This is a genomic window from Microbacterium imperiale (assembly GCF_017876655.1).
Taxonomy (GTDB): domain Bacteria; phylum Actinomycetota; class Actinomycetes; order Actinomycetales; family Microbacteriaceae; genus Microbacterium; species Microbacterium imperiale.
Map to the genome: position 1 here is coordinate 1,576,870 of NZ_JAGIOK010000001.1, position 26,520 is coordinate 1,603,389.

At 69.8% G+C, this 26,520-nt stretch carries 21 protein-coding genes; 5 read left to right on the forward strand and 16 right to left on the reverse strand.

Features of this window, described 5'->3' with window-relative positions; all coding sequences use genetic code 11:
* Window positions 1–16 precede the first annotated feature (16 nt).
* Window positions 17–1,258, forward strand: a complete 1,242-nt coding sequence (locus JOF37_RS07700) for a maltokinase N-terminal cap-like domain-containing protein (RefSeq protein WP_210006307.1) — start codon at window positions 17–19, stop codon at window positions 1,256–1,258.
* Window positions 1,259–1,394: 136 nt separating this feature from the next.
* Here the strand turns inward: JOF37_RS07700 and treS are convergent, their stop codons facing one another.
* Both treS and JOF37_RS07710 read right to left on the reverse strand, forming a co-directional pair.
* Window positions 1,395–3,692, reverse strand: coding sequence for a maltose alpha-D-glucosyltransferase (gene treS, locus JOF37_RS07705; protein ID WP_210006308.1), 2,298 nt, complete (start codon window positions 3,690–3,692; stop codon window positions 1,395–1,397).
* Between the two features lie 74 nt (window positions 3,693–3,766).
* Window positions 3,767–7,165: a DUF5979 domain-containing protein gene (locus tag JOF37_RS07710; protein WP_210006309.1), complete on the reverse strand. Its 3,399-nt coding sequence runs from the start codon at window positions 7,163–7,165 to the stop codon at window positions 3,767–3,769.
* 241 nt (window positions 7,166–7,406) lie between these two features.
* Here JOF37_RS07710 and JOF37_RS07715 point away from each other — a divergent pair, with 241 nt between their 5' ends.
* Window positions 7,407–8,009, forward strand: coding sequence for a DUF305 domain-containing protein (locus JOF37_RS07715; protein WP_210006310.1), 603 nt, complete (start codon window positions 7,407–7,409; stop codon window positions 8,007–8,009).
* A 70-nt stretch (window positions 8,010–8,079) separates the two neighbouring features.
* On the opposite strand, the gene JOF37_RS07720 is transcribed toward JOF37_RS07715, so the two are convergent.
* The 14 genes from JOF37_RS07720 to JOF37_RS07785 form a co-directional block, all read right to left on the reverse strand.
* Window positions 8,080–8,979: a PfkB family carbohydrate kinase gene (locus tag JOF37_RS07720; protein WP_210006311.1), complete on the reverse strand. Its 900-nt coding sequence runs from the start codon at window positions 8,977–8,979 to the stop codon at window positions 8,080–8,082.
* Between the two features lie 113 nt (window positions 8,980–9,092).
* Window positions 9,093–9,923, reverse strand: coding sequence for a phosphatase PAP2 family protein (locus tag JOF37_RS07725; RefSeq protein ID WP_210006312.1), 831 nt, complete (start codon window positions 9,921–9,923; stop codon window positions 9,093–9,095).
* A gap of 86 nt (window positions 9,924–10,009) precedes the next feature.
* Window positions 10,010–11,248, reverse strand: a complete 1,239-nt coding sequence (locus tag JOF37_RS07730; RefSeq protein ID WP_210006313.1) for a PP2C family protein-serine/threonine phosphatase — start codon at window positions 11,246–11,248, stop codon at window positions 10,010–10,012.
* A 156-nt stretch (window positions 11,249–11,404) separates the two neighbouring features.
* Window positions 11,405–11,839, reverse strand: coding sequence for a VOC family protein (locus tag JOF37_RS07735; RefSeq protein ID WP_210006314.1), 435 nt, complete (start codon window positions 11,837–11,839; stop codon window positions 11,405–11,407).
* Window positions 11,840–11,894: 55 nt separating this feature from the next.
* Complete coding sequence (locus JOF37_RS07740) at window positions 11,895–14,471, reverse strand: helix-turn-helix domain-containing protein (protein WP_210006315.1); 2,577 nt, start codon at window positions 14,469–14,471, stop codon at window positions 11,895–11,897.
* Between the two features lie 262 nt (window positions 14,472–14,733).
* Window positions 14,734–15,702, reverse strand: coding sequence for a hypothetical protein (locus JOF37_RS07745; protein ID WP_210006316.1), 969 nt, complete (start codon window positions 15,700–15,702; stop codon window positions 14,734–14,736).
* Window positions 15,699–16,580, reverse strand: a complete 882-nt coding sequence (locus JOF37_RS07750; RefSeq protein ID WP_210006317.1) for a signal peptidase I — start codon at window positions 16,578–16,580, stop codon at window positions 15,699–15,701. The genes JOF37_RS07745 and JOF37_RS07750 overlap by 4 nt, the downstream gene beginning before the upstream one ends.
* Window positions 16,581–16,739: 159 nt before the next feature.
* The gene (locus tag JOF37_RS07755; RefSeq protein ID WP_210006318.1) at window positions 16,740–17,549 is read right to left on the reverse strand and encodes an alternate-type signal peptide domain-containing protein; all 810 of its coding nucleotides are present in this window, start codon (window positions 17,547–17,549) and stop codon (window positions 16,740–16,742) included.
* 80 nt (window positions 17,550–17,629) lie between these two features.
* Window positions 17,630–18,532, reverse strand: coding sequence for a hypothetical protein (locus tag JOF37_RS07760; protein WP_210006319.1), 903 nt, complete (start codon window positions 18,530–18,532; stop codon window positions 17,630–17,632).
* Window positions 18,529–19,266 (reverse strand): alternate-type signal peptide domain-containing protein, encoded by a 738-nt coding sequence (locus JOF37_RS07765; RefSeq protein WP_210006320.1) that lies wholly within the window; start codon window positions 19,264–19,266, stop codon window positions 18,529–18,531. Before JOF37_RS07765 ends, JOF37_RS07760 begins: the two co-directional genes overlap by 4 nt.
* A complete protein-coding gene (locus tag JOF37_RS07770) occupies window positions 19,263–22,088 on the reverse strand; it encodes a right-handed parallel beta-helix repeat-containing protein (protein ID WP_210006321.1) in 2,826 nt (941 codons plus the stop codon). Before JOF37_RS07770 ends, JOF37_RS07765 begins: the two co-directional genes overlap by 4 nt.
* Before the next feature lie 202 nt (window positions 22,089–22,290).
* On the reverse strand, window positions 22,291–22,806 hold the full coding sequence (locus JOF37_RS07775) for a DUF2243 domain-containing protein (RefSeq protein WP_210006322.1): 516 nt from the start codon (window positions 22,804–22,806) through the stop codon (window positions 22,291–22,293).
* Between the two features lie 22 nt (window positions 22,807–22,828).
* Window positions 22,829–23,650, reverse strand: a complete 822-nt coding sequence (locus tag JOF37_RS07780; protein ID WP_210006323.1) for a cytochrome c oxidase assembly protein — start codon at window positions 23,648–23,650, stop codon at window positions 22,829–22,831.
* Between the two features lie 11 nt (window positions 23,651–23,661).
* A complete protein-coding gene (locus JOF37_RS07785) occupies window positions 23,662–24,153 on the reverse strand; it encodes a hypothetical protein (RefSeq protein WP_210006324.1) in 492 nt (163 codons plus the stop codon).
* A 138-nt stretch (window positions 24,154–24,291) separates the two neighbouring features.
* On the opposite strand from JOF37_RS07785, the gene JOF37_RS07790 reads away from it, so the two are divergent.
* From JOF37_RS07790 to JOF37_RS07800, 3 genes are read left to right on the forward strand one after another with little or no spacing between them, the layout of a single operon-like run.
* Entirely contained in the window at window positions 24,292–24,843 is a 552-nt protein-coding gene (locus tag JOF37_RS07790; protein ID WP_210006325.1) for a TetR/AcrR family transcriptional regulator, read from the forward strand.
* Window positions 24,840–25,400, forward strand: a complete 561-nt coding sequence (locus JOF37_RS07795) for a dihydrofolate reductase family protein (RefSeq protein ID WP_210006326.1) — start codon at window positions 24,840–24,842, stop codon at window positions 25,398–25,400. Before JOF37_RS07790 ends, JOF37_RS07795 begins: the two co-directional genes overlap by 4 nt.
* Window positions 25,397–26,518 carry a serine hydrolase domain-containing protein gene (locus JOF37_RS07800; RefSeq protein WP_210006327.1) on the forward strand — a complete coding sequence of 374 codons (1,122 nt, stop codon included), beginning with the start codon at window positions 25,397–25,399 and terminating at the stop codon, window positions 26,516–26,518. The genes JOF37_RS07795 and JOF37_RS07800 overlap by 4 nt, the downstream gene beginning before the upstream one ends.
* Window positions 26,519–26,520 lie beyond the last annotated feature (2 nt).

The window sequence follows — 26,520 nt, forward strand, 5'->3', positions numbered from 1 at the left end:
AGGCCAGGGTGGGACCGTGCGATTGACAGACGAACTCGGCGCCTGGGTGGCGCGACAGCGGTGGTACGCCGGCAAGAGCCACGAGCCGCGGTTCCGGATCCTCGACGCGCAGCCGGCCCCCGAGGCGACGCGCTACCTGCTCATGGATGACGCGGGGTCGCTCCCGACGCTGTACAACGTCCCGCTCGTGCACCTGCCGGCGACGGACCACCCCGACGCGGTGATCGCGCACGACGACGGCGGCGTGCTCGTCGACGCCGTCCGGCATCCCGGCTTCACGGTCGGACTGCTGGCCGAGATGGGAGTCGACGTCAGTCGCGTGACGGGCTCGCGCGTGCTGACGGGTGAGCAGTCCAACACCTCGATCGTCTACGACGTCGATGGCGAGCCCACGATCATCCTCAAGCTCTTCCGCACGCTCCACCACGGCGAGAATCCCGACGTCACCGTGCAGCGCGTGCTCAGCGACGCCGGATCGCCCTACGTTCCGCGCTTCTACGGCAGCCTCGACGCCTCGTGGCCCGACGTCGGACGCGCGTCCGGCTCGGCCAGCGGCACCCTCGGCTTCGCGCAGGAGTTCCTCCGCGGTGTCCGCGACGGCTGGGCGGTCGCCCTCGACGCCGCACGCGAGGGCCGCGATTTCACCGACGCCGCCAGCGATCTCGGCCGCGCGGTCGCGGGAGTCCACGGCGCGCTGGGCGCGGCCCTCGAGACGAAGGATGCCGGCGCCGACGAGGTCGCCGCGACGGGCAACGCGTGGCAGCGACGGCTGTCGATCGCAGCATCCGAGGTTCCCGCTGTCGCCGAGCGCGTCGACGCGATCCGCGCCGTGTACGAGACCGCCCTCGCACGTCCCTGGCCGCTCCTGCAGCGCATCCACGGCGACCTCCACCTCGGTCAGGTGCTCGCCGTGCCCCACGGCGGATGGCGCATCGTCGACTTCGAGGGCGAGCCGCTGCGCCCCATGGCGGAGCGCGCGATCCCCGACCTGCCCCCGCGCGACGTCGCCGGCATGCTGCGCTCGTTCGACTACGCCGGCGCGGTCGGCGCAGGCCCCGACGCGAGCGAGTGGGCCGCGGCCTGCCGCGACGCTTTCGTCGCGGCGTACGTCGAGGCCCCTGGCGCCGTCGCGCTGGACCCCGTTCTGCTGCGGGCGCTGGTGCTCGACAAGGCCGTGTACGAGTCGATCTACGAGGCTCGGAACCGCCCGGACTGGCTGCCGGTGCCCCTGGCGGGCATCGACGCCGCCCTCGCCTGAGCCCCGCCCGGGGCCCCGTGATCACCCGTCGCGCTACGTCCGTCGGACCCCCGGTGCGGGTGAGGCGGCGCCATCGCGGCGCGGCCTCACTCGCCGCGCCGATCCGACAGGTGTATCCGCGGGGCAGGCGCCAGGATTAGTCCTCGGTCGGCTCGGGCGCGTTCAGCACCAGGAACTTCGCGCCGTAGGCCGGCAGCGAGACACTGAAGCTCTGCAGGTCGTCGACGCGTCCGAGGGTCTCACCCGAGGCGGCATCCACCACCTCGCTCTGCGGCACGAGCTGCTCCGACCGCACGGTGCCCTCGGTGGGCTCGGCGGAGAAGTTCAGCACCGTCACCTGCATCGCCGCGTCGGCGTTCGGGTCGCCCTCATCGAGGCGGTGCACCAGCACGAGCATGCCCGCGTGCGCGACCTCGGGGATGTCGACCTGCGTCGCCGAGGCGATGCCGTACTCGCGCCGCAGGTCGATGATGCCCGCCAGGCGCGAGGCGAACGACTCGGGGTCGTCGAGCTGGGCCGGCAGCGATCCGTAGAGCGCGCGTCCTCGCGGCATCCCGGCGGCCGAACGGGTCGCCGACGGGTCGACGTCGAGCAGGTCGTGGGCGCCGCGCTCGATCCAGCGCGTGTCACCGGCCGAGAGCAGGTCGGCGACCTCATCGGCGGGGATCGTCAGCATGCCGACGAGGTCCCAGCCCGAGAGGGCGAAGACGCCCGGCTGCCAGGCGTTGTAGGCGCTCAGCAGCAGGTGCGCGTCGCGGATGAGCGGGATGTCGTCGTCCGAGACGTCGTCGAGCCGCGCGATGCCGCGCGTCGCGGCGATCAGCGAGGTCGTCGTGCAGGCGATGCCGTTCTGCGTGAACACCCGGTTGTAGTCTGCGGTGCCGGTGAGGTGCTCGGTGAGGTCGGCGCGGATCTCTTCGGCGAGGTCGCTGCCCGAGATCTCGCGGCCGCGGAAGCGGTAGACGTCGTCGCCGTGACGGGTGGCCCAGTGGACCAGCTCGTACGTGAGCTCGTCGTGGTTCTGCATGCCGTGCACGAGCTGCACCGGCGCGACGCCGAGCTCGAGCGAGGTCGTCAGCGCCAGGCGCAGGAACTCGGTCTGCCCGGTCGCCAGCGCGTGGTGGTAGCCGGGGCGGCCGACGAAGTCGTACGACAGGTCGGCGCCCACGGCTCCGGTGTCGCGGATGTCTTCGATGGTGAGGTTGAGCTCCTGGAACGTGAAGCCCCCGACCTTGCGCACCATGCCGGCGATGATGTGGTTCGCGGCGTGCGACAGGGGGTGCCCCTCCGACCACGCGGGCAGGCCTTCGGCGCTCTTCTCGACCCCGAGGAAGCCGTTCGCGTCCAGTCGCAGCGCGCTCGTGCCGAGCTCGCCGAGCGAGTGCAGCGCGTCGCCGATGACGAGGCGCATGCCGGCGAAGGTCGGGTCGAGCCAGTTGATCGACGGCTGACCCTGCTTGAAGTAGTGCAGGTAGACCCAGCGGCGCGTGCGTCCGTCGGGACCGGTAACGGGCGCGGTCGCGCTCCAGTTGGTCTCCTTGACCCCGGGCGTGTAGAAGATCACGCGCTGGAGCGCGCCGATGATGTACCCCTGCTCGGCCAGCTCGTGCTCGGTCGCCGGGTCGAGGTTGACGCTGTCGACGCCCTCGGGCACCTCGGGCAGCAGATCCCAGTCCTCGGGCGGGATCTCGACCATGTGGTAGATCCCGGGGTAGTCCTTGTAGCCCATTTCGGCGAGCCGGAAGTCGGCGCCCTTGCCGGTGTGGCCGGGGACGATGTCGTCGATGACGCTGCCGCCGTGGGCATCGGCGACGTCGCACAGGGCACGGAACTCCTCCTCGGTGCCGAACGCCGGGTCGATCGACGTGCTGATGCGGTCGAAGTGGCCGTCGACGCTCGGGGTCTCGCGCCACCCCTCGATGCCGCCCGCCCGCTTGACGGGGCCGGTGTGGATCGCGGTGATGCCGATGCGCTCGAAGGCCGACCACAGCGCGTCGTCGCCCAGCGCAGCGAGGAAGGACTCGCCGGGGCGGGTGATGAGCGAGATCGGGTACGCGGTGAACCAGACGTCGGTCGTGGCGATCGCGCGGCGCGCGTCCGGTCGCGCGTACGGGTTGCGCCACATCGCCGGCTGACCCGACAGCTGACGGGCCAGCACGTCGGCGTCCTTGAGCATCGCCTGGCGCACGAGCCACTCGACATACGACGGGTTGGTGCCGTTCGCCGTCCGCGGGTCGGTCATGTTGCGTCGCACGCTGCCGCCGCGGAACTGATCGCGAGGGCGCAGCCGTCGCGGGCGCGCGGGGTACCGCTGCTCGTCGTAGCTGATCTCGGGCATGTCGAGATCAGTGTCCTCGCCGTCGGCGCCCGCCGCCCCCGGAAGGGTGATGGGGGCGGTGTAGAGGTCCTCCGGCTGTTCGTCGTCGCGCGCCATGCCTCAACCGTATTGAGTCCGGCCGACCGTCACGAGGGGCTGGTGCCCGGTAGCGCGAGGCATTATGGGCCGCCTCACGCCCGCCGGCGACGTGCGGCGAGAGCGGCACCGAGGAGCAGCGGCAGGATGCCGGCGGCGGGCAGCATGGGGCTGAGGCTGCCGCCCGTCGTGGGCAGCGAGCCCGCGGCATCCCCCGACCCGGTGTCGTCGCCCGACCCCGTGTCGTCGCCCGGCTCGCCGGGCGTCTCGGGCACGTCAGGACGGAGGATGTTCTCGAGCTCGATCGCGATCGTGTCCTGACCCGACGCCGAGACCGGCACGACGATGCGGCCGTTCGACTGCACGGGCAGCACCTCGCCGCCCAGGGTCCACACCGGGTCCTGCCAGGTGCCGCCCGGGACGTCCGCGGGGCGCGGCTCCTCGGCCTCGATGATCGACCCGACCGGGAACCGGTCCGACGCGACAGTCTCGCCGGCGACGAGCGTGAGGTCGGGCTGGCGCTCGTCGTCGAGCCACCAGGCGATGTCGAACGCGACGTCATCCGCGACGAGGTCCGCGGCATCGTCGACCGTCTTGGTCAGCGACACCATCGCGTACTGGACGGCGGAGTTGGTCACGACGATCGTGGGAATCTGCTGCGTCGCCGCGATCGTCAGCGAACGCGAGGGCGACCACGTCGGCCGCGCCCAGTCGTAGTCGTCCGGGAGCGTCGCCTCGTCGGGCGGGGCCTCGGCGAGGACGATGCGCGTGCCGACGGGGAACGTGCGCGGCGCTCCCGCGTCGTCGAGCGGACCGACGGGCGTGCCGTCGGCGGGCAGGACGATCGTGCCGACGTCGACGGCGCCGGTGGGCAGGAGAGCGAGGTACCCGACGAGGAACGTGTCGGTGGTCACCTGCTCGGGCGCGATACCCGCGAGGTTCTTGGCGACCTGGAAGGTGCCGCGGTCGAACGTCGCGGTGTTGGTCATCGTCTCGACCGCGACATCGGCGTCGCCGTCGCCGATCGTCAGGGTGCCGGGAGTGAACGACGTCGAGACCCAGCTCACGCCCCGTTGCAGCGGCGCCGGCGCCTCGCGGAACTCCACGACGGTGCCGTAGGGGAAAAGCAAGGGATCACCCGAGGCGTCCTCGGGCGACACGGGTGACCCGTCGGCCGGCACCCGAACGCGTCCCGCCGTCACCTCGCCGGTCGGGGTGGTGGCCGTCCACTGCGCGGTGAACAGCGTGCCGGGCGGCAGGTCGTCGGGCACGATGCCCTCGAACCGCTTCTGCACGGCGAAGGTCCCCTCGCGCAGCTCGTTCGTCACCTCGACCGAGATGTCGCCCGACGCGGGCAGCGGGATGTCGACGACGGCATCCGACAGGGGCACCTGCCCTTCGTAGCCGCCGGCGGTGTAGGTCTCGGTCACTCCGTCCGTCGTGACACGGAACACCGGTGCTTCCCAGTCCGACACATCGACGGGCGCGCCGTCGAGCAGCGGGATCGGCTCCGCCAGCTGCAGGAACTCCGCTCCCGTCTCGACATCGGTCAGCACGACGGGATCACCCACCGTGATCGCGCGCGTGCGCCGCGAATCTGCCCCCGGGGCGGTGGGGTCGATGTTGTAGCTGACGGAGTACTCGTAGCGAGGATCGACCGCGGCGCCCACGGTCTGCTTCACGACCGAGATGCTGCGCGGTTCGGCTTCGGGCGCGACCGTGTTCGTCAGCACGACCGCCGACGTTCCGGTGCCGGCGATCGTGATGATGCGGCCCGGGTCCCACGTCGCGCCGGTCCAGCGGTATCCGTCGGGGGCGGGGACGCTCGAGAGGTCCTCCGAGAGCGTGATGCGCGTGCCGAGCGGGAACTGCTCGTCGGGTGAGACGGGCGTCCCGTCGAACGGCACCTCGAGGATGCCGGAATCGAGCGCCGAGCCCGCGCGCGTGGCCGTCCAGGTCACCTCGACCGCGCCCGCGGGCTCGTCCGGAACGGGTCCCGCGGCGGTCGCGATGCGCTTGCTCACCGAGAACGTTCCCGTGAGCGGCGTCGCCTCGTTCGTGACGACGACGTCAGCCGTCGCCCCGGCCGTGACCACGAGAGGGTCGGGGGCGATCGTGGGGGCCGCCCATTCGTACCCCGGGATGCTGGCGGGCGGGATCTCTTCGAAGTCCACCACCGTCCCGACCGGGAAGTCCTCGCCCGCCGAGACCCAGCTGCCGTCCGCGGGCAGCTCGAAGCTGCCGCGCAGCTCGTCGCCCGCGGGGGTCGTCGCGATGTAGTTCACAGCGAAGGTCAGTCCCGCCACTGCGGCGGGGTCGATGCCCTCCAGAGCCTTGCGGATGCGGAAGGTGCCCTCGTCGGCGGTGCACGAGATGGCGCCGGCGAAGAAGAACGAGTGGACCTCGCCGCCGCCGATCGTGACGTCGCGGCCGATGATCTGGCCGTCGAGGGGGGAGGCGGTGACGGTGATGTCGGCGTCGGGGGCGTAGATCGAGCCGTCGATACGAGCCTGGGCCGCCGTCACCGACACCTCTCCCGTCACCGCTGACAGGTCCCACATGATGTAGGGCGAGTAGGCGCCCTGGGGGTCGACGCGGGCCCCGATGACCTCCGTCGTCCCGGCGGGCACCCGGATGATGAGCGGGTTGGTCACACCCGGCTCGGGGCCGGACGAGAACTGCAGCAGGGCGGCGCCGGCGATGTCGTCGTAGTCGACGACATTGGGCCGCGTCGCGCTCAGCGGGCCGAGGACGATGCGGTCGCCGACGTCTTCGGCGACCGACACCGGGAAGCCGGCGCCGAGCCCGGGGTCGGCGATGTCGGCGAGGCACGCCGCGGCCTGTTCGTACGACGCCTCGCGCGCCGACTCGACGTAACCGGCGACGGCACCGCTCGACTGATCGACCGTGTAGATGCTTCCGCCCCCGACGGGTCCGGTCGGCGGCTCGCCATCGTCCGGGTACTGCTGGTGCGTCGCGTCGATGAGCGGTGTCAGATCCGGCTGCGACGCGTCGAGGTTGAGGCGCAGCCAGTCCGCCCGCGCCGCCGCCTGCCACGGACCGTCGCGCTCGACCATCTTGAGGTCGCCGCGCAGCGCCGGGTCGGACGTGCCGGCGCTCGTGATCGCGGTGATGCCACCGCTCTCCGGGTCGAATGCGCCCACCAGCAGGCGGGTGGGGTCGCCGTCCACCGTCGGCAGCGTGTAGTCGGCCGTGCCCGCGACGACGTGGACGAGGGTGTACTGGCCGTCGCCGGGCTTTGTGGCCGTACCGCCGACGGCGATCGCGCCCTCCGTCTCGTCATTGCCGAGCACCGCGTCCTCGCGCGCATAGACGGTGTAGCCGCCGCCGATCGCGAAGGGGTTGAACGACTCGGGGTACGCCGCGTAGGCGGGCTGGGCCGGTGAGGCGACGACGACAGAGGCGACGAGCGAGAGAGCCGCGACGGATGCCGCACCGATCCGCCCCCTCGTCCGAGCGGTGGCGGTCGACATGGCGTCTCCTCGGTGGACGCGGACTCCGTCGCCCGATCGACGGACGCTCCGCCGGGTCAGTCAAGCAGGTGAGCGGGCTCAGCGGAACCCTGTGCGGCGCGTGACCCGTCAACCGCACTGTCAACCCGCTCCCGCCATCCCCGTCGTCATGCGAACCTCCGCGAAGGCTGTGACCGTACGGTCCGGACCGCCGGTCGGAGGGTGGGTCGGTTGAGCCGACGAAGCGAAAGGAGGAGTTCGAATGAGCGAACACGCCAAGGAGGAATCGACGAAGTCTTCCCGCCGCCCATACCTGCGGTTCGCAGCGATGATCGTGACAGGCATGGCGGTCATGTACTGGACGATGTTCGCGGGGACGTGGGAGCTCTCGCACATCAGATTCAGCGAGAGCCGCGTGTTCATGACCCTCACGATGGGCGGCACGATGGTGCTCGTGATGCTCGCCTGGATGTGGGGGATGTACAAGAGCGTCCGTGCCAACATCGCCGTCATCGTCGCGGGCCTGCTGCTCATCGGGAGCGGGATCGCGCTCGACCGATCACAGGCGACGGTGGACGACACCGCGTTCATGAACGGGATGATTCCGCACCATTCGCTTGCCATCACCCGTTCCGAGCGCGCGCACCTCACCGATGTCCGCGTGTGCGAGCTTGCCGCCTCCATCAGCGCCACACAGCGGGAGGAGATCCTCACCATGTCCTGGCTCGTCGACGACATCGCTCAGAACGGGCCCGCCACGACCACTGACGAAGCGCAACGCCGTCCGGCGCCGGACTTCGCCCGTTCGGCGGATCGCCGTTGCGCCGGGATGCCGACGGACACCGCCACGACCCAGATGCGGTGATCGAACGAGACGACGTCGCGTAGGGCAGCCTTCGCACGCTCGACGCGCACCGAGAGCCAAGAGCAGCCGATCAGCGACGCGGGCGGAAGCGGGTGAAGCCGCCGAGCTGACCGACCGCCGTGGCTGCGGCCGCGGCGGCCCTGGCCCCGATCGTCGCCGGGTCCTCGTTGTGCACGACTCCCGCGACCATCCCCGCCACGAATGCGTCTCCCGCGCCGGTCGGGTCGATGACCTCTCCCTCGTGGTGCGGGTAGAACCGCGAGCCGCCATTCCACGCCACGAGATCACCGGCACGCGGGACACTGAGCGCGACGAGTTCGGCGCCGGCCGCCAGAAGCGTCGATGCAGCACCCTGCGCATCGTCGACCGACGCGATCGCGCGTCCGGTCAAGAGCGCGGCCTCATGGGCGTCGGCGCGAACGACCGGTGCCATCTCGAGCAGCTGCGGCCGGGCCTCATCGCTCTCGATCGCTCCGTCGAGCACGAGCGTCGCTCCGGCTTCATGCGCCACGCGCGCGGCATCCACAAGGACCATCGCATCCTGCTGCAACTGGAGCACCACGACCTGCGCTGCGCCGATGACAGCTTCCGCGTCGCGGACATCTCGCCGGGTGACCCGCGACTCGAGCGCGATTCGCTCGAGAAGACGGCGGCGACCGCCGTCCTCGACGACGTCGACCAGCAGCGACGTGGTACCGCGTCGCGCCACGTGCGTGACGTCGATGCCCGCGTCGAGGGCGTCAGCGACCGCCTGGTCGCCCGCCGCGTCGGCGCCCAGCGCCGCGACGAGCGAAACCGAGGAGTGCGGCAGCAGCTGTCGCGTTGCAGCGGCGATGTTCGCGCCCTTGCCACCCAGACGCTCCGCGGATTCGCGCACGGCGGCACTACCGCCCGGTTCGGGCAGCTGATCGATGGAGATGATGAGGTCGCGGGCCGCAGCACCCACCACGACGACGGGCCCCGTCCTCACAACCGTCCGGACATCTCGGCTTGGTTGTCGGATCACGCGAGCAGACTAGGGACGAAGGCCGACGTGGGGAACGGGGTTGCGGCGACGGCGGCACGCCGCTCGTGCCCGAGTGACTAGGCCATGCGCTCGTGGTGCGCAGCGCGAGACGACCCGAGGCTCATGTAGAGCGCCGCCAGGGTGGTCGCGGTGATCACCACGGCGATGAGTGCCGCGCTCCAGAGAGTGCGGCCGGTGCCCGACGCGTAGGAAAAGCTCAGCACGATCGCGGCGACGACGGCGCCCGCGACCAGCAGGGATGTCGCGACGCGCGAGCGACGCGCGGCGACCGCGGCACGATCGGCGCCCGCGCCCCGCACGAGCGCGCGCAGGCCGGATGCCGCCGAGCACCAGAAGCCGACGATGAGGCTCGCGGTGACGACGTCGCTCGGGCGATGCCACCCCGCCGCGATGACGCCGATGCCCGACAGGATCGCCCAGCCGGTCAGCAGGGGGACGAGCGGGAACTTCATCTGGCGCGGCGCGGCGAACAGCGCTGCACAGGCCGCGGCGATCGCGAGAGTCGCGTGACCCGACGGCAGCGAGTTGCTGTATTCACCGAGGCCGAGGGTCAGGTCGGGGCGCACGATGATGGTGTGCTTGAGGATGTGCGACGTCAGGGCGGCGCCGGCGAAGACCGTCAACGCGATCGTCGCGTCGGCGAAGCGCCGCCGTGCGAGCGCGAGCGCGACACTGCCGATGAGCAACGCCGCGGCGATGATGACGACGTAGTTCTCGCCGAGTTGCCGGGCCACGCGCACGGCGGGATCCGACGACTGGATCGTCGTGGCCATCACCGCCTGATCGACCAGCTGGCCGTTGACGGTGAAGACGGACACGGCCACGGTGACGACCACGGCGAGCGCCTGCAGGAGGGCCAGCCTCAGGTGTTGCGTTCCTCGGTTCATACCGACATCCCCCTTCCCGACCCCCGACGCTACGGCGAGAAGTTGAGGAACTCATCCATGCCCGGCCACCACGGCGGCCGGGCTGCTCAGGCCCCGGACCAGACCACCGCCAGCACAGTGACATCGTCTTCACGGTCGCTCTGCTCGGCCCGATCGACGAGATCTGCGACGATCGCGTCGATGTCGTCGTGCTCGAGCAGGAAGTCGCGGTAGCGGTCGATCGAGTCGAGCGAGCCGCCGAACAGATCGAGCACCCCGTCGCTGACGCTGATCAGGCTGTCGCCGGCTTGCAGCGTCGTCTGCGCGCTGGACCAGCGGGTCCCGACGCCGATGGGCAGATGGCCCGACCGGAGGAACTCGATGCCGCCGGTGGACCGTCGGAGCACGCTGAGACCGTGCCCGGCATCAGCCCACCGCAGGGTGCCGTCCGCCGCGACGCGGGCGTGGAAGCACGTTGTGAACTGGGCTCCGATGATGTCGGTCGGCCCCGTGTTGAGACCGACCGCGGTGCGGTGGAAGGCCTCGGCGGGGTCGGGGTCTTCGAGGCCGCTGCGGATGACGGTGCGCACCGCCGCGGCGATCATGCCCGCACCCACACCCTTGCCCATGACGTCGCCGAGCGTGACGGCGGCACCGCCGTCGGGCGTGGCGTACCAGTCGTAGAAGTCGCCGCCGACCTCACGGGCCGGCACACATGCTCCCGCGACCCGGAACCCCGCCGGCAGGTCGGAGCCGTCGACCGGCTGCAGCGATCGCTGCACGACCGCGGCCTGCGTGACCTCCGCTTCCGCAAGGCGGCGCCGCCGCTGCGAGATGTCGAGGCGCTGCAGCGACCTCCGCGACAGCTCGTTCACCACGGCGCCGGCGGCCGCGTAGACCAGCACGGCGATGAGCAGGCGCACGAACTCGCTCGCCCCGAGGTCGCGGCCGGTGTCGAGCACCAGCGGCAGCAGCAGGGTGACGCACACGCCCAGCAGTGGCACGAGAACACGCCACCGCCCGGGTCCGGCGGCGATCCAGATGACCGGGAGGATGATGATCGCCAGGAACACCGACTGGGTGTCGCCGGTTCCGAAGCGCAGCAGGCCGATCGCGATGAAGTCGCCGATGGGCACGACCAGCTCCAGCCGCCGCAGCGCCGGCCACCGCAGCATCAGCGCCGTCGCGACCAGCAGCACGAGCGCGAGCCCGACCCCCTGCCACATCCGCACCGGGTCGGTCACGAGCAGGTAGGGAACCGCGGCACTCGTGACGGCCGCCACCACGACGAGACCGGCGACGACGGACTGCTTGGCCAGCGGCTCCCACGACGTGGGGGCGGGCATCGGTCGCGACGGTACGCCGCCCGTTCGTCGAACACGGGTCCACGGAGGTGCCTGCGTCATACGGCCAGTCAATACGACGGATGCCGGTTGTGGGGCGGGTCTTGACCAATCGGTCGCCCGTCGGACAGGGCCGCGCTCGTTCCGGCGGGAGGCTGACTACGCGGTCTGCGTCGGCTCGGACGTCGGCGGCAGGACGAAGGCGCCGGTCTCGCCCGGATTGACCGCGATTTCCCAGCGGAACCCGTCCGGGTCGGAGAAGTAGCCCGAGTACCCACCCCACTCGCGCGGACGTCCGGCGCTCACCGGCGCGCCGAGCGCCGCCGCCTCGGCCAGCACGGCGTCGACCTCCGCCGGTGTCGCGACGTTATGAGAAAGCGTCAGCGGCGCGACTCCAGGGGTCGGCGCCTCGCCGATCTCGGCGACGAAGCCCTCAGCGGACCAGAGCGAGAGGACCAGGCGGTCGGCCACGGGCAGCATGATGACGTCAGCGCCGTCGAAGATCGGCTTCCACCCGAGCCCGTGCACGTAGAACGTTCGGCTGCGACCGAGATCGGCGACGGCCAGGGTGATGAAGCTCAGGCGCTGTTCCATGGCGTGAGTCTGGCACTCGATCCCGACCGACGCACCGCGGCGGAGGCCCCGACGCTCACCGCTTGGCCGAGGCGGAGAGGACCGCGATCTCGCCGCGGCTGGATGCGCCGGTCTTGCGCCTGATGTTGCGGATATGGTTCTCGACGGTGCGGACACTGAGCACGAGCTTCCCCGCGATCTGACCGTTGGACATGCCCCCGGCGATGAGCTGGACGATCTCGATCTCGCGAGGCGTGAGGAGAGAAGCGGGTCGGCTGCGCCTGGTTCGGTTGGCGTTGGCGTCCGAGATTTCGCGTGCGATAGTCCGCGCCTGCGCCGCACGCCCGAACTCGCCCTGCTCCTTGAACAGGTGCGCGGCGATGTTGTAGTACTTCAAAGCCTCACCGGGGACGCCGTTCTCGAGCAGTGCTCGGGCCGCCTGCTCGACCCGCTGAGCGTCCTGGTCGTACGCCGCCGCGCGAGCTTCGAGGAAGGCGACATACATCGCTCCGCCGAGCCGCGTTCCCTGATCGCCGATCTGCGCGGCAAGGTCGGGGTCATAGTGCACGTAGAGTGACGCCAGCGCGGTGATGTCCGCCGACAGGTGAAATCCTCGCCGACGCGCATCGTGGATCATGTCCGCGAAGATGCCGGCCGCGATCTTCGTCGCGCCACTCGCGGCTACAGAGAACGCCTCCGCCCAGCGGCTGTCGCCGAGCAGCATCCCGATCGACGTTCCCTGAATCCGTTGGGCGTGTTCGCGATACCCCGAAGCGGCTCCCTCATGCCCGCTGCGGGTGGAGATCACCGCCATCAGCACGAGAACGGCGCGGTCGGGACTGAAGTACAGGTTCTTGGCGCTGATACCCGTGCTGAGCAAGACCGCGAGGGCATCCTGAGCCTCGTCCAGGTCCCCGAACGCCAGCTGAGCGAGCGCACCCAGATAGGAGTACGCGGCGAACCCCACCCTGTCCAGCGCGGCGATCGACTGCTGTGCGCCCGTGGTGGCGAGGTCGATGAGCTCCTGCAGCTCGCCGGAGGCGTACAGGGCCAGGCCTCGCATCAGAACGACGCCCACACGCGACCAGGGGGCCACGTCGTCCTCCATCAGATCGAGCAGCGTGAGACAGTCGCCAACCCGCCCGGACAGGAGGTGGCACGCCGCCAGCAGCACGCCGGCGATGTCCGCGCCGGAGCCGCCCGCCGCCGCTCGTGCACTGAGAATCGACTCGTATTCGGGATCCAGACCATGGATCTCCCAGCGGACGACGCGAGCGAGGGTGTCCAACGTCTCGGCGTGCGCGAACCCCGGAGCCACCTTCTCCGAGAGCGGCTGAATGGCCTCATCGACAGTCGCGCCTTGCGCCAACAGCCAGCGCGAATGGAAGTGTCGCAGCGTCAACTCGGACTCGTGGTCGTCACTCGAACCGTAGAAGCGCTGAGACAGCGTCCCGAGCAGGTCATGCACCTCCTGCGGGTCGCTCGGGCCGGTCAGCAGAAGCCCGAGGTACCGGACAGCGGCGCGCAGACCGCCATCCCGCTTCCACTCGGCCCGCGCTGCGCCGAGCTGCAGATCGAACGCCTCCGCGAACATCCGCGAGATGACCGGAACGTCGGCGAGCTGCAGCGGACTCGGAGACGATTCGATCCTCGGCTGCGACGTGAGCCCCGGCAGGAGTCTGCTCAAGAGGAGCTCACGTGCGCCCGCATCCAGGCGGCCGTCTCCTCGCCCGAGCCGCTCGGCGGCTTGGTCCATGATTCTGCGGCGTCGGGCACTCGGCGGCTGATTCAGGAAGTACGCCGCCAAGCCCGGCGGGTGTACCGCGACGACGGCGTGACGATCCGGACCGACCTCGGCGACGCGGAGAAGCTGATTGTCTTCCAGCTCCTCGACCATTTGCGTGTCCAGCAGGATCCACGCCGCGGCGATGTCTACGGTGCCGACTGCGGCGAGAAGTTCCAGCGCATCACGAACCTCCGGGCGGTACGAGTACAGCACGGACTCGTAGGCGCCTCGGGCGTCGTCCGACCAGATCGTCGGGCCGGCGACCCACTGGTCACTCGAACGCCAGACCAGTCCGTGAGCCAACGCACCGTTCAGCAACGCCACCGCGAGCCCCGGAATCCCGGCGGATTCCGTATAGATCAGTGCCGAGACGCTCGGAGCCAGCGAGCCGTCGACCCGCTCTTCGAGCAGCGCGTGGAGGGCGTCCAGCCGGAGGGCGTCGAGTGCGATCTGGACGACGGGGTGCGCGGCCTTGATCAGGAGGTGATCGCTCGGGTCCCGCAACGCACGACGAAGCGTGGACGCCACGATAGGGCAACCCAGGAGGCGGTGCAGCTGGATCAGGCTGCTCCACGACGCCGCGTCGAGAAGGTCGGCATCATCGATCACCACAACGCTCCGCCCGCCCGAGAGGTATCGGGCGAGAGCGTCGCTGATCGCTGCCGGGGTTCCCCCCTCATCGGCCGCTGTTTTCCGATACGCCGGAGGCAGCGCGACCCGCAACGCTTCGAGCGGCGAGTGGGATGCCGTACCCACCACGTTCAGGACGTTGAGGCCGCGATCCCCCAGGACGCCGCGTACCTGGCGGAGAACTTCGGACCGTCCTGACCAACGCACCCCGACGATCTCGACGCTGGTGCCGTTCATGACGAGTTCGACGATCCTCTGCGCCTCCGGCCCACGAATGGACATGCGGGGGTCTCCCTTCTCACGCGTCATCACGTTCCCGATGACGCCCATGACTGCGAACCGCGGTCCCGTTGGGGCCGACACTGCCACAACTGGCGCTCGTCCGCAGGCAGGCGGAACCTCAGTCCGCGGCGCGCCGTCGACCCCAGCGCCGCACGAGATACCTGATCGTCGGTCAGCGACTGCTCGGAGAACCGGTGCCGGCGCATCCTTTGCGGATTCAGCCCAGGACCTGCTCGCAGGCGCATTCCCGGCAAAGGGTCTCGGGTCGCTGCTGAGGGCTGCGGACTGTGATCCGGCGTTCGTCGGAAGGGATGCTGCGGTCGCAGTCGTCGCAGCGGTGGTCGCGGCGTCTCAGGGCGAGCACCAGCAGGCCGAGCAGCGTGAGGGCGATGGCGGCGGCGATGGCGGCGAGGGCGAGCTGACCGCCGCTCACGGCGAGTGCGGGTGGGCGGGGTCCTCCGGCGCCGGTTTCTCCGCGCATCTCGACGCCGACATCGAAGCGAAGCAGGGTGGACTCAGCGCCGAGCGACCGCGACCCTCGCGTTTCGCGCGGCATCTCGAACCCAACGGTGATGTGCGCGGTCTCGTCGCGGTTGAGGGCGAGTTCGGCGATCTCGACGCGACGGTCGGCGGCGAGGGCGGAGAAGCTCTGCCGGCCGCTGATGCCGGCGATCTCCCAGAAGATCGTGATGTCCTCCCCCAGCCGCGGGTTGTTCGCCGCGGCCGGAACCTGCTCGTCGAAGTCCATCGTCACGGTCATGACCGCGTCGGCGGGGCCGGCGTTGACGACATCCAGGGTCCGCACGGTTCGGTCCCCGGGGACCACGACGCGGTCGCCGATGAAGCTGGTCTCGGCACGGGCGTACGGTACGCCGTGCCAGTCGAGGTGGATCGCGGGGCCGTTCCACTGCGCCTCGACGACGGTCGCGACCTCACCGCCGCTGATGATCGGCTGAGCACTCCGCCGCTCCGCCCCCGCCTCGGCTACGGACCCGTGCGCCGTGCTGGTCGTACGGGTGCCGAAGGTCGGCAGCGCGCCGGCGGCGGCGACACCGGCGGTCGCGGTCAGGAGGAGGGCCGCGGTCAGGAGCGCGGCGATCAAACGTCCACGGGGGCTCAGCCCGGAGGCGGCGATGGGGATCGCCGGGTCGATTCGGGCTGGGCCGGGAACGCGGGAGGCGGTCATTGCTCGCTCCAAGGTCGGGTCGGGGACGAGGACCGGGCAGTCTCATCCGGGGCGGCGTCGCGCAGGGTCTGCTCGATCGCATCGAAAGTCGGGGCGTCAAGGTCCGCACCCGCGAAAGCCGACGGCGACACCGGCAACGACAGGGGTTCCTCAGGCGCTACGACGCGGCGCAAGGCGAGCTCCAATTCGCGTTCGCGTAATGCGAGCTCCCTTTCGCGGAGGGCGAGCTCGCGCTCGCGCAGTGCCCTGTCGTCCTCCGCCGACACAGCAGCCGCGGCTCCAGAGGACGGCGAAGGAGCCGACTCGTCGGCTCCCGTGGGGCGCGGCACGGTGATGACGGTGGAGCGGGAGCGGCGTGGTGCGAACAGCATCCACCCGACGACGACGACGCCGATGCCCGCGGCGAGGAGGAACGGGTTGTCGGCCACCCATTGGCGGGCCCAGCCGAGTCCCGGCACTCCGAACAGGAACACTCCCCGCACCTGCTGTGGCGATACCGGAGCATCCGCCGAACTGTTCGCGTCACCTTGCGTGATGAGCCGGCAGTCGGTGCCGTCGTCGAACGCGCCGATCGTCTTCCCCACCACCCGGTGGGTGATGAGGGTCGGGTCGTTGGGTTCGGGGAAGAACGTGACGATCGACCCGATGGACACGTCGGAGCACACGTCGCGCTCCTCGATGCCTTTCACCGCGATGACGTCGCCGGCAGAGAACGTCGGTTCCATCGATCCGGACAGCACCGTCAGAGAATCACCGCCCATCAGGCGCGGCACAGCCACCAGCGCGATGACTGCGGCGACGACAACGACCACGATCGCCGACGAGACGGCGCGAGCGGCGATCTGCCAGGGCGAGTCGAACCACGGTGTGGCGTTCACGCGAGCGCGCCCTCGGCTGCGTTCACGCGTTCGCAGACCGGACACCATGGCTCCTCCTCTCCGCGGCTGAAGCCGCTGCTTCGGTTGGTTGGGGGCCGCGCAGCCCGCCGTCGGGCACGGCGGGCTGCGCGGGGGTCAGAAGACCCGGGACGCGTCAGATCAGCTGAACTGAGCGCCCGTGTCACGCACCTGCGTCAGGTTCAGCGTGAGGTCCGCGATCGTGTCGCTGAGGGTCACGTCGGTGCGGTCGGTGACGGTGATCGCGTCGGGCGAGTACTGGAACTTGCCGTTCGGGTCCTCGAAGAACGACGCGTACACCACGACGTTCAGATCCGCCGTCGTGCCGGGCATGCCGAACACCGCGGTCTGAGCGGCAACACCGTCGACCGGCGTCGCCTCACCCAGGGTGCCGTTGGTCGCATCGTCCTGACCGCTGGCCTGACCCTCGGTCGGCGCGGCCAAGTACAGCAGCGGCGCATCCGCACCCGTGGGCAGGGCGGTCTCGCTCACGAGCAGCTCGTCGCCGTAGTAGACCTCGTAGCTGTAGAACATGCCCGAGATGCCGGAATCGATCTGGTCCAGTCCGTCCAGGCCGACACGCGCCACGAGGTTGTCGCCCTCGAGGGTGACCGTGGTCTCGAACGACGCCGCGACCTTGTCGCCCGGGGCGATACGCCACGTGTTGATGTCGTCGATCTGGTGACCCGGCTGCGAACCATCGGTCGAACCGACCGTCTCCGTGCCGTCCAGACGGTCGTTCGAGACATCCCAGAACGAGGTGTCCTGCAGCTGTGCGATGTTCAGGTCACCGGCGGTGATCGTGCCGCCGGAGAAGGTGTCGGAAGCGGACCACAGCGCGAAGGTCGAGCCTCCCAGCAGCAGGGCGGACGCACCGGCGGCGACCCACACCACGCCACGGCGGCGCTTCTTCTCCTCGGTGACCACGAGGATCTGATCGTTGTTCGTCATGTCGTTGTATCTCCTTGGTGGTGAGCGCAGGGCAAGTCAGCGGTATCGGCGCTCGTCGACACCGCCGAAGGCGGAAAGAGTCAAAGACTTGGTGAGAAGTCGGGGTTGAGGTTCGTGACGGTGGGTCGCAGAGCGATCACGACATCGGGCTCAGTTGAGCCGTCGGGATAGAGGTCGGCTTCCCAGCCACCGCGGCCGAAGGCGGGCGCACCGTCTTCGCCGACGCCCTCTGCCTCGGCGAGACTGCGGTAGGTGCCCGCCATGTCGAGCGAGGGCGGCACACCGACAGCGGCGTGCCAGTCGTCAATGGCTCCCGCTTGCGCACCGTTCAGACCGACGGCCACGACCTGGGCCGTGTTGCGGTAGCGGCCGTCCTCTTCGGCGTTCCACTCGACCGCTGCGCACCACTCCTGCGCCGTCGATTCGCCGGGGATGCCGGCGCCGGGCTCTTGCAGGACCTGGTCGTCACCGTCGAACACGTAGATGTTGCGGCCGTCGGCGTCGTCGGGAAGCGCGGGGATCGCCGAGCAGTCACCGCCCAGCCCGGCGCGGTAGATCTTCATCGTCGACTTGCCGAGCACCGTGTTCGGCCGGGCATGGCCGGATGCCAGGTCGTAGACCTCGTCGCCGAAGCGCTGCTCGCGGACCTCGACGTCGTAGTTCATGCCCGTGATTCCGAGGGCCGAGCCCTGCGCGGTGAAACGCCAGATCAGCGGTTCCGTCGTCTCCTCAGGCGGCGTCAGGATCTCGGCCAGCCGCGAGCCCGGCAGCACGACGGTGACCGCATCTCCGTCGTTCGACGACATGATCGCCTGCGGGGCGTTAGAGGGGTATGCACCGAATGCGACGGATCCGACCGGGAACGAGGGCACGCTGATGCGGGTCGAGGCGTTCCACAGCGCGTTCGCGAGGGCGGCGCCGGTCAAGACGAGGCCGACCGCAACTCCGCTGGCAACGAGCCGCTGCGTCGTCGCGCGCTTCACGAGGACGCTCCGTTCTTAACCCCCGGTGAGCCGGGACGGACTTGGTCGAGCGAGACGGTGAGGTCATCCAGCGTCCAGGCTGCGGGCCCGAACGTCGCGACCGGCCGCCACAGGTAGTCGCCGCGGACGTGGGTTGTGACGATGACGAGCCAGTCGTCGGTCTGCCCTGCGGACGAGCTTTCGAGGCCCGGCACGGTCGTCGGCGTTCCCACGGGGATCTCGTCGGTCACCGGGGTGGAGGTGCCGTCCTCGTCCGCGCGCTCGACACGGTAGGTCGCGACGACGCTGCCGTCGGCGAGCTCCGAGGTGAGGGCCGGCCGCGAGTCGACCGACAACTCGGCCTGTAGGTTCTCGCCCTGCAGGGTCGTCTGGATCGGGATGACGACCTCGACGATGTCGCCGGGCATGGAGGGGAAGTCCGCTGCCGCCATCTCGAGCGAACCGGACGCTGGATCAGTGACGCCGGGGGTGACCTGCTGCCAGTAGCCGTCGCCGCGGGTGATGTTCAGATCGCCCGCCGTGATCGGCGCCCCGGCGAACGTGGCCGAGCCCGACCACAGCGCCAAGGTCGCCCCGCCCGCGCCGAGCAGCAGGGCCGCCGCGGCGCCCCCGGCCAGCAGCACACTCGCACGCCGACTGAACGGCCAGGTCCGTGCCCGTTCGCCCGCGGGACGGACGTGCTCCGAGCGCAGCTCGCGGCGGGTGGGGCCGGCGGCGTTCGCCGCCCCGGTCACCGGCTGCTTCCCGTCGTCGTGTCGACCGGGATCAGGGCCCCGCACGCCGACAGGTGCGCGTACTCGCCGATCTCGAGCCGGTCGATCCTCCCGATGACACCGTCCTCGCCGAGGCGGGTGTCGCTGTCGGTGATGACGAGATCACGCAGCTGCGTCGCCCAGTCATCGGCCGACACGTTCGTGACGGTGTAGACGAAGCAGACCGCCTGCCCGTCGGTCAGCCGGGTGCCGGTGAGCGCCTCGGTGCCCGTCGCCATGATCTGCTGCGGCGACGACGAATCGGTCACCCCCACGAACGCACGCTTCTCGATCCGCAGCGACGGGTCCGTCGAGAACAACCGCACCAGGACCGGCGGCACGACCAGCTCGTCGTAATTCGAGTCGTCGGACTCCACGGTGCTGCCGATCACCACGGGGGTGTTCGCGGCGACGTCGCCTTCCTCCGCGGTTACGCGGATCGCGCCGGATGCCGTTGCCCCGGGGCCGATCACGGGGACCGGGTCGCTGAGATTGACGCCGTGGAGGACGCCGGCCTCGTCGACGTCGGACGAGAAGCGCACCTCTGCCGTTGGTTCGGGCGCCCCGGTCCGCAGCCCGAACCTGAACTGCTGACCCTGTGCGTCACCGGTAACCACGGTGAAGTCGGCGGGTGTCGCGATGATCGGGTTGGTGTACTCGACCTGAGCGTTTTCGTTCACCGCAGGATCGCGGTTCGTCATCCCGCCGACGCCGGACACGCGATCGGCGGGGATCGCGACATCGACGCGGGCGGAGTCGTCGACCCGCACCACGGCGGTGAACTCGCGCGAGGAGGTGCCGGGCACCGGCTCGACCGAGATCGTGCGCGGGTTCAGCCGGGCCTCGTCGATCGTCTCGTCGACCGCCTCCGTCGACAGCTCGAGCGCCTCCGCCGAAACCGACTCCGGATCCAGCGGCAGCGTCGAGGTGATTGTGAAGTGCAGGTCCCTCGCGAGGGTCGGGCTGTTCTGGCCCTCGGCGCGCTCAACGGTCAGCTGCGGACGGCAGTTTCCGGTCAGGGGAACGAGGCGCGAATATTGCGACGACTGCGACGTGGAGGTCTGCGTCTGTACACGCAGGAAGCCTGCTGCCACACCAGAGTCGGGGTCGACAACGGTGACATCTCGGGTCGTCCCCGGGGTCATCGTCGGCAGCCGGACCGCGCCAACCGGAAGGTCGACCTGGACCTTTGCGCTACTGCCGGCAACCGCGGACACGCGCCCGAGGTACACCTCCGCTGTACGGTCTGTCGTCCAATAGACGTCGAGGTCAACGGCACCGGCGGGAGCCTGCCCACCGGTCGGCGCGGTGACATCGAACACGGCCGGGCACACCATCGCGCCCTCGGCGAACGACGACTCCGCGGTCAGCGTGCCTTCCGGTGCGTCGCCGCCCAGCACGGTGGCATCCGACGACGGGAACCACGTCGCGATGCGCCCGTTCGCATTGGCGTTGTGCGAGATCAGGGCAGGGGCCGCGGCGGACGTCTCCTCCAAAATCCCGGGACGAGGCTTGCTTCCGCTGCGGTCACCGAACGTGTTGCGCTCGACGGGGACGTTGCCCGTGTTCTGCAACCAAATCGAGGCGAGGTCATAACCGTCGAAGTGATTGTCGGCGATCGTGAGGTCGCCCGCGTTGCCGGAGGTCGTGAGCCCGTTCCAGGTCACTGCGTATCCCTGGCCGGCTGTGGACCGCACGAACTGATTGCCGACAATACGGTTCTCTCCAGCGAGAGGGCCGTGCGGCAGTGCGATCAGCGCGAACGTCATGTCGCGCCCGTCACCGCGGGCGTTGATGAACTGGTTGTCGGAGATGTCGATGTTCGACGCCCGCACGCTTGAACCGAGCGCACCGTAAGTGAACGGGAACAGGAAGCGAGTCTGAAGGTTGGTGACCGAGCTGTTCACAAACGTGAAGCCATCGAGGACGACGTTCTGGTTGCGAGGCTCGAACGCAACGATGTCGGAGACGCAGCCTTGACCGGTGGCCACGCCGCAGGCACCCTCGGGTGCGTGCACGATCTCGACGTTCTCGACGCGGAAGTTCTCCATCGGGGTGTTGTTGCGCGCGTTGAAGTGGAAGACCGCCGTCGTCGGACGGATGTGGGGGAAGCCTTCGATCCGGTAGTTGCGGATCGTCACGTTCTTCGCCCCCTCGCTCATCAGCGTGAAGCGCTCGGGGAAGTAGTTACGCTCGGTCGACGTCGAGCCGCCGTCCAGGACGAAACCGTCAGCCTGCGGACCGAAGGACAGCGAGGTGCGTCCAGACAGGATCTGCCGCATGTTCCGGAACTCGATGTCGGGTCCGTTGATCCAGAAGAGGGCTGAGACCGTGTCGATCGTCGTATGAATGGTCACTCGATTGTCGAGATCGAGGATCACCGGAGCCGTGACGAGGAAGTGCGCTCCTGTGTCCCAACTGTTGACGAGCCCGTTGTGCATGCGCGCCGCCGTAGCGTCAGTGGGGTCGATGTTGCCGCTCAGCCCTTCGGCGGCGGTGATGAGCACTGAGCCCTTCGGTAGGTTCAAGGCGTTCGCCTCTTCAAGGGCAGCTCGAAGCGTGCACTCGCCCGCCACGCTTTCGCAGACACCGTTCCCGACATCAACTCCGCGCGCATTCGCGGTCGCGTCGAGCGAGTCGATCACGAACGTATGCGTCACCGCCTGCGCGCTCGCAGCGGCGACGAGCGACCCGCCGACGATCGCCGCCGCGGTGGTGATCGCAGCCGCGATGCGCTTCCACCTGCGCGTGGCGGTGCTGCCCGCGCGTGCGGCGCGCTTCGCAGACGTGTCGCGTCGTTCCATGCCGATCCTCCGTGTTGACGTGCCCGATACCGGTATCAGTCTTCGAGCGCGCCATCAGATCCCGGATGGGAGACGACGGATGGGCGTGGTCAGGCCACGGACTTGAGTGCGAGTGCGCAGCACCTGGGTGCCGTCACGGTCCCCACAGCACAGAGACTGAGGGGTAGGGGCAGACGCGGATCAGTCCCGTCACAACGGCCGCTCAGGCGCCTCGCGATCCGGCTCGGGTCGTCACCGGGTCGAGCGCCGGGTTGCCGCGGCGAGCGAGCACGATCGTCCAGACGATCCCGACCGCCGACAGCACGCCGCCCGCGACGTTCCAGGCGATGTCGTACGGCAGGAGCTCGACGCCGTATCGGATCTGGTGCAGACGGAGGACCTTGTGGTCGATGATGCCGTCCCAGAGCTGGAAGAGCCCGAGGCCGAGGACGAAGCCCGCCCACCCCGCGGCGGGCCAGAAGGTGCGGCGACGGCGGGCGTCGAGCATGAGGAAGAACCCGAAGACGAACACGAACAGCTCCGCGGCGTGCAGCAGCCCGTCGGAGACGAGTGCGATGTCGGGCGTGGAGTTGTCGTAGAAGTGATGCCAGCCGAGAATCTGGTGGAACACGATCTCGTCGACCGCGGCCATGGCCGCGACGCCGAGCAGGAACGCCGCCCAGTACGAGCGATTGCGCAGCGGGGACGCCGCCCGCCGGTCAGGAACGCTGTTCGTCACGATGGTTCTCCTTCACTCGCCGTCAGAGGGATGCCGCCGCCGGCGCCGTCTGCCGGCGCCTGCCGGTCGCGCGGTACCACTCGGCGCACAACAGGACGATCAGCACGAAGTCCACGGCGTCGCCGCCGTAGAACATCAGCTGCGCTCCCGCGTGCGCGTCCGCCGCGTTCACGCCGGAGGGCGGATACGCATAGAGAAGCTTCGCCAGCACCCCGTGCGCCGCGAGTGAGAGCACCAGCACGCTTGCTCGCGCCGCGAATCCGCTCTTGTGCGGAGAGGGATCGACCGCCGCCAGCGACACGGTGTAGAGGTATCCCGCGAGCAGGAAGTGGAGCATCACGAGCCAGTGCACGAGCATGATGTCCCGCATCACGTCGTAGAGGGGTGTGAGATAGAGCACCCACATCCCGCCGACGTTGAGCGCCGCCGCCACGATCGGAGTGGTGAGCACGCGGGCCACCGGGCTGCGCAGCATCCAGCTCACCCGCCGCGCCGGTCCGACATCCAGCGCGCGAAGGGCGAGGGTCACCGGCGCCCCCAGCACGAGCAGCAGGGGCGCGACCATCCCGACGAGCAGGTGCGTGCCCATGTGCGCGGTGAAGCTCATGTGCGCCGTCGTTGCGAGTGGGCCCACGAAGCCCGCCGCGGCAGCCGCCACTCCGGCGACCCAGAACGCGGCGCGGTGCCACGGCCACGTCCTCCCGCGTCTGCGGCTGCTGGCCATCGCGGCGACGTACATGACCGCGGCGGCGAGGAAGGGAACCGCCAGGATGAGAGCGGATACGCTCCCGCTCGCCGAGCTGGTGCCGTGAAGATGCGCCTGCACCCACGGGTCCGCCGCCATGCCGGTCACGCTCAGTGACTGGTTCTGCCGCGCGCCGACGCCGACCGGGGGCGGATGGCCCTGTCCGTGATGATCCCGGTGACCAGAGAGAAGACGAACTTGTGGATGACGTCGACAGCCAGCTCGCGCGCCGGCCAGGTGTGCGGCGGGGCACCCGCGCCCGTCGTGTTCTCGACCGTCTGGTCGAAGGCCAGGCGCACGGCGCAGTGCCACACGTTCGCGTACGCGCCACGGATGCCGACCGCCGACCACACCCCGCGAAGCGCTCCGAGCGCGGCGGCGGTCAGGTAATGCATGACGTGGTTCCACGAGGTGGGCTTCGATGCCTCACTCGGGCGGCGCCCGAGCGCCGTCAGCAAGGCCCTCGCCGGGACGAACGAGTCCGGACGGCGCGTGATCGCCTGCTCGACTTTCTCGGTCAGAACCATCGCCGATCCCGCGGCCAGCCCGGCGACGGCGCCGATGCCGGCAGCACGGGTGAGGGTTGTCGTTCGTGGAGTCATCGCCCCATCGTGTGGCGCGGAGCATCAGCGGCGAACGGGGTTGACTGCCCCCGGCCGAGCCGCACCCCCGCGAAGCCGACCCGCGCGATCCTGGCCTGCATCGTTGCCCGAATTAGTGAATCATGATTTACTAACGTCATGGTCCGTCCCCGCCGTCTGGAAGATGACGAGTTGCTCGCACGCATCGTCACCGCCTTGGAACAGCGCACCGAGAGAACGCCGTGGTCGCTCGCAGACGTCGCCCCCGCGGCGGGGATCGGCCCGGCGGCCCTGATCAAGCGCTTCGGATCGAAGGCGGGTCTCCTGCAGGCGCTGACGCGACGCTGGGTCGACCTCATCCCCGACAGCGACCCGATTGACGGCGCCGACGCCCGGTCGCAGTTGCGGGCGTACGTGGCTCGGGAGTTCGGCGCGGAGTCGGCGCCCGGCGCGATCCACGCGCTGTCCGAGGTGGTGGGCGAACTGAGCGACCCCGCTCTCGCGGAGCTCCTGGCCGAGGGGTGGGCCCGGCAGGCGCGCTGGTTGGGCCGGCTGCTCGCCGGGATGGGCCTGCCGAACCTGCACGATCCCGTGGTCGGCGGCGAGATGCTGCTCGACGCGCTCCACGGCTCCCTGTTCCGGTCTGCCGTCGGTCTCGAGCAGACCTCACCCCTGATCACCCTCGATCGATTCCTGGAGATGTGGAAATGAGTCCTCGAACCTGGCGCGGGCGCGTGTTCATCGGCACGAGCGTGGACGGCAAGATCGCCCGCGAAGACGGGACTCTGGAGTGGCTCACCGACCCGCCCGCACAGCGTCACGACACCCCGTCCGAGAACGACCGACCCGCCCTCATCTGGGAGACGTTCTATCCCGACATCGACGCGATCGTCATGGGCCGCTCCACGTATGACTCCGTGCTGGGCTTCGGCGAGTGGCCCTTCGAGGGTAAGCATGTGCTCGTCCTCACGCGGCGACATGACCTGGACGACCCGCGCATCCGCCCCGTCGCCTCGATCGATGCGGCGGTGGAGCTGCTGAACGAGCTCGGGGTGTCGGACGTCTACGTCGACGGTGGTCGCACCATCCAGTCGTTCCTGCACGCCGGCCTCGTCGACGAGATCACCATCTCGATCGCCCCGGTGCTGATCGGATCGGGTCGGTCGCTCTTCGGATCCCTCGACTCCGATGTCCTGCTGACGCTCCGCGGCACTCACGCCACCGAAGACGGTCTCGTTCGCATCACCTACGAGGTGTCGAAGCCGTGACCTCCGACCCGACGATCGCTTTCCACCGGGACGTGCGCGACGCTCGATTGAGCGAGGCGGCGACCGTGTTCGAGGAACTGCTCACGAGTGGGCGCGAGGTCGGCGGGGCTTTCGCGGTCCTTCAGCACGGCCGCGTGCTGGCTCACTGCTGGGGCGGCACGTCCCGAGACGACGACGCTTCACCCTGGCGGGAAGACACGCTCGTCCAGGTGTACTCGGCCGGCAAGCCGCTCGTCGCTCTCGCCGCGATGCTGGCCGTCCGCGATGGCTTCGTGAGCCTCGACGACCCCGTCACCCGCACGTGGCCGCACTACGTCGACCACGACGACGACCCGACCACGCTGCGGAGCATCCTCTCCCACACCTCCGGCAAGCACCGCTTCCCCGACGACACGGCGACGCTCGATCCGAGTGACACGGCAGCACTCACCGACGCTCTGGCGACCAGCCCGCCGCTCGCACCGCCGGGGTCGCTGCTGTTCGAGCATGCGGCGACGTACGGCCATCTCGTCGACGGGTTGCTCGCGGCCGCGGCAGCTCCCTCTGTGGCCGAGCGGTCCGCACAACTCTCGGAGCTGCTGTCGGCCGAGTTCCATTTCGGGATGCCGGATGACCAGCATCACCGCATCGCGGACTTGAGAATCATCGACGAGGGTTGGTTGCGCGACTACAACGCCCGACCCACGGCGAAAGCGTCGTTGTCCCTCCCGCCGGGGCTGCTGGACCCCGCGTACACCCGCTCCGCCCGCTGGCGACGGACCTCGTTCGGGGCTGTCGGGCTGATGACCGATGCGTTGTCGCTCGCGACCTTCTACGACGACATCCACCGGCCGGACGGCGCGGTCGCGGGTTCTCTCGGGCCGTCACTGCACCGGCAGATGCTCAGCCCCGCGGCCTCGGGATTCGACGAGTTCCTGCAGCAGGACGTCGAATGGGGGCTCGGCCTGCGGCTCGACGACGGCGAGATCGGCATGGGCGGCATCGGCGGGAGCGCCGCATGGCATTCGATCGGAGCCGACTACTCGATGGCCTACGTCACACGCGGGCTGGCGGACCACTCCCGGGTCGACGCCGTCGCGGAAGCCGTCGAGCGAGCTCTCGACCCGCTCGGATCCTGAGG

What these genes read in the sequence shown, in the direction of transcription:
- treS (WP_210006308.1), bottom strand. Translation starts at nt 3,692, where the DNA reads ATGGCGCGCGACGACGAACAGCCGGAGGACCTCTACACCGCCCCCATC.
- JOF37_RS07710 (WP_210006309.1), bottom strand. Translation starts at nt 7,165, where the DNA reads ATGTCGACCGCCACCGCTCGGACGAGGGGGCGGATCGGTGCGGCATCC.
- JOF37_RS07715 (WP_210006310.1), top strand. Translation starts at nt 7,407, where the DNA reads ATGAGCGAACACGCCAAGGAGGAATCGACGAAGTCTTCCCGCCGCCCA.
- JOF37_RS07725 (WP_210006312.1), bottom strand. Translation starts at nt 9,923, where the DNA reads ATGAACCGAGGAACGCAACACCTGAGGCTGGCCCTCCTGCAGGCGCTC.
- JOF37_RS07730 (WP_210006313.1), bottom strand. Translation starts at nt 11,248, where the DNA reads ATGCCCGCCCCCACGTCGTGGGAGCCGCTGGCCAAGCAGTCCGTCGTC.
- JOF37_RS07735 (WP_210006314.1), bottom strand. Translation starts at nt 11,839, where the DNA reads ATGGAACAGCGCCTGAGCTTCATCACCCTGGCCGTCGCCGATCTCGGT.
- JOF37_RS07740 (WP_210006315.1), bottom strand. Translation starts at nt 14,471, where the DNA reads ATGAACGGCACCAGCGTCGAGATCGTCGGGGTGCGTTGGTCAGGACGG.
- JOF37_RS07745 (WP_210006316.1), bottom strand. Translation starts at nt 15,702, where the DNA reads ATGACCGCCTCCCGCGTTCCCGGCCCAGCCCGAATCGACCCGGCGATC.
- JOF37_RS07755 (WP_210006318.1), bottom strand. Translation starts at nt 17,549, where the DNA reads ATGACGAACAACGATCAGATCCTCGTGGTCACCGAGGAGAAGAAGCGC.
- JOF37_RS07770 (WP_210006321.1), bottom strand. Translation starts at nt 22,088, where the DNA reads ATGGAACGACGCGACACGTCTGCGAAGCGCGCCGCACGCGCGGGCAGC.
- JOF37_RS07780 (WP_210006323.1), bottom strand. Translation starts at nt 23,650, where the DNA reads ATGGCGGCGGACCCGTGGGTGCAGGCGCATCTTCACGGCACCAGCTCG.
- JOF37_RS07785 (WP_210006324.1), bottom strand. Translation starts at nt 24,153, where the DNA reads ATGACTCCACGAACGACAACCCTCACCCGTGCTGCCGGCATCGGCGCC.
- JOF37_RS07790 (WP_210006325.1), top strand. Translation starts at nt 24,292, where the DNA reads ATGGTCCGTCCCCGCCGTCTGGAAGATGACGAGTTGCTCGCACGCATC.
- JOF37_RS07795 (WP_210006326.1), top strand. Translation starts at nt 24,840, where the DNA reads ATGAGTCCTCGAACCTGGCGCGGGCGCGTGTTCATCGGCACGAGCGTG.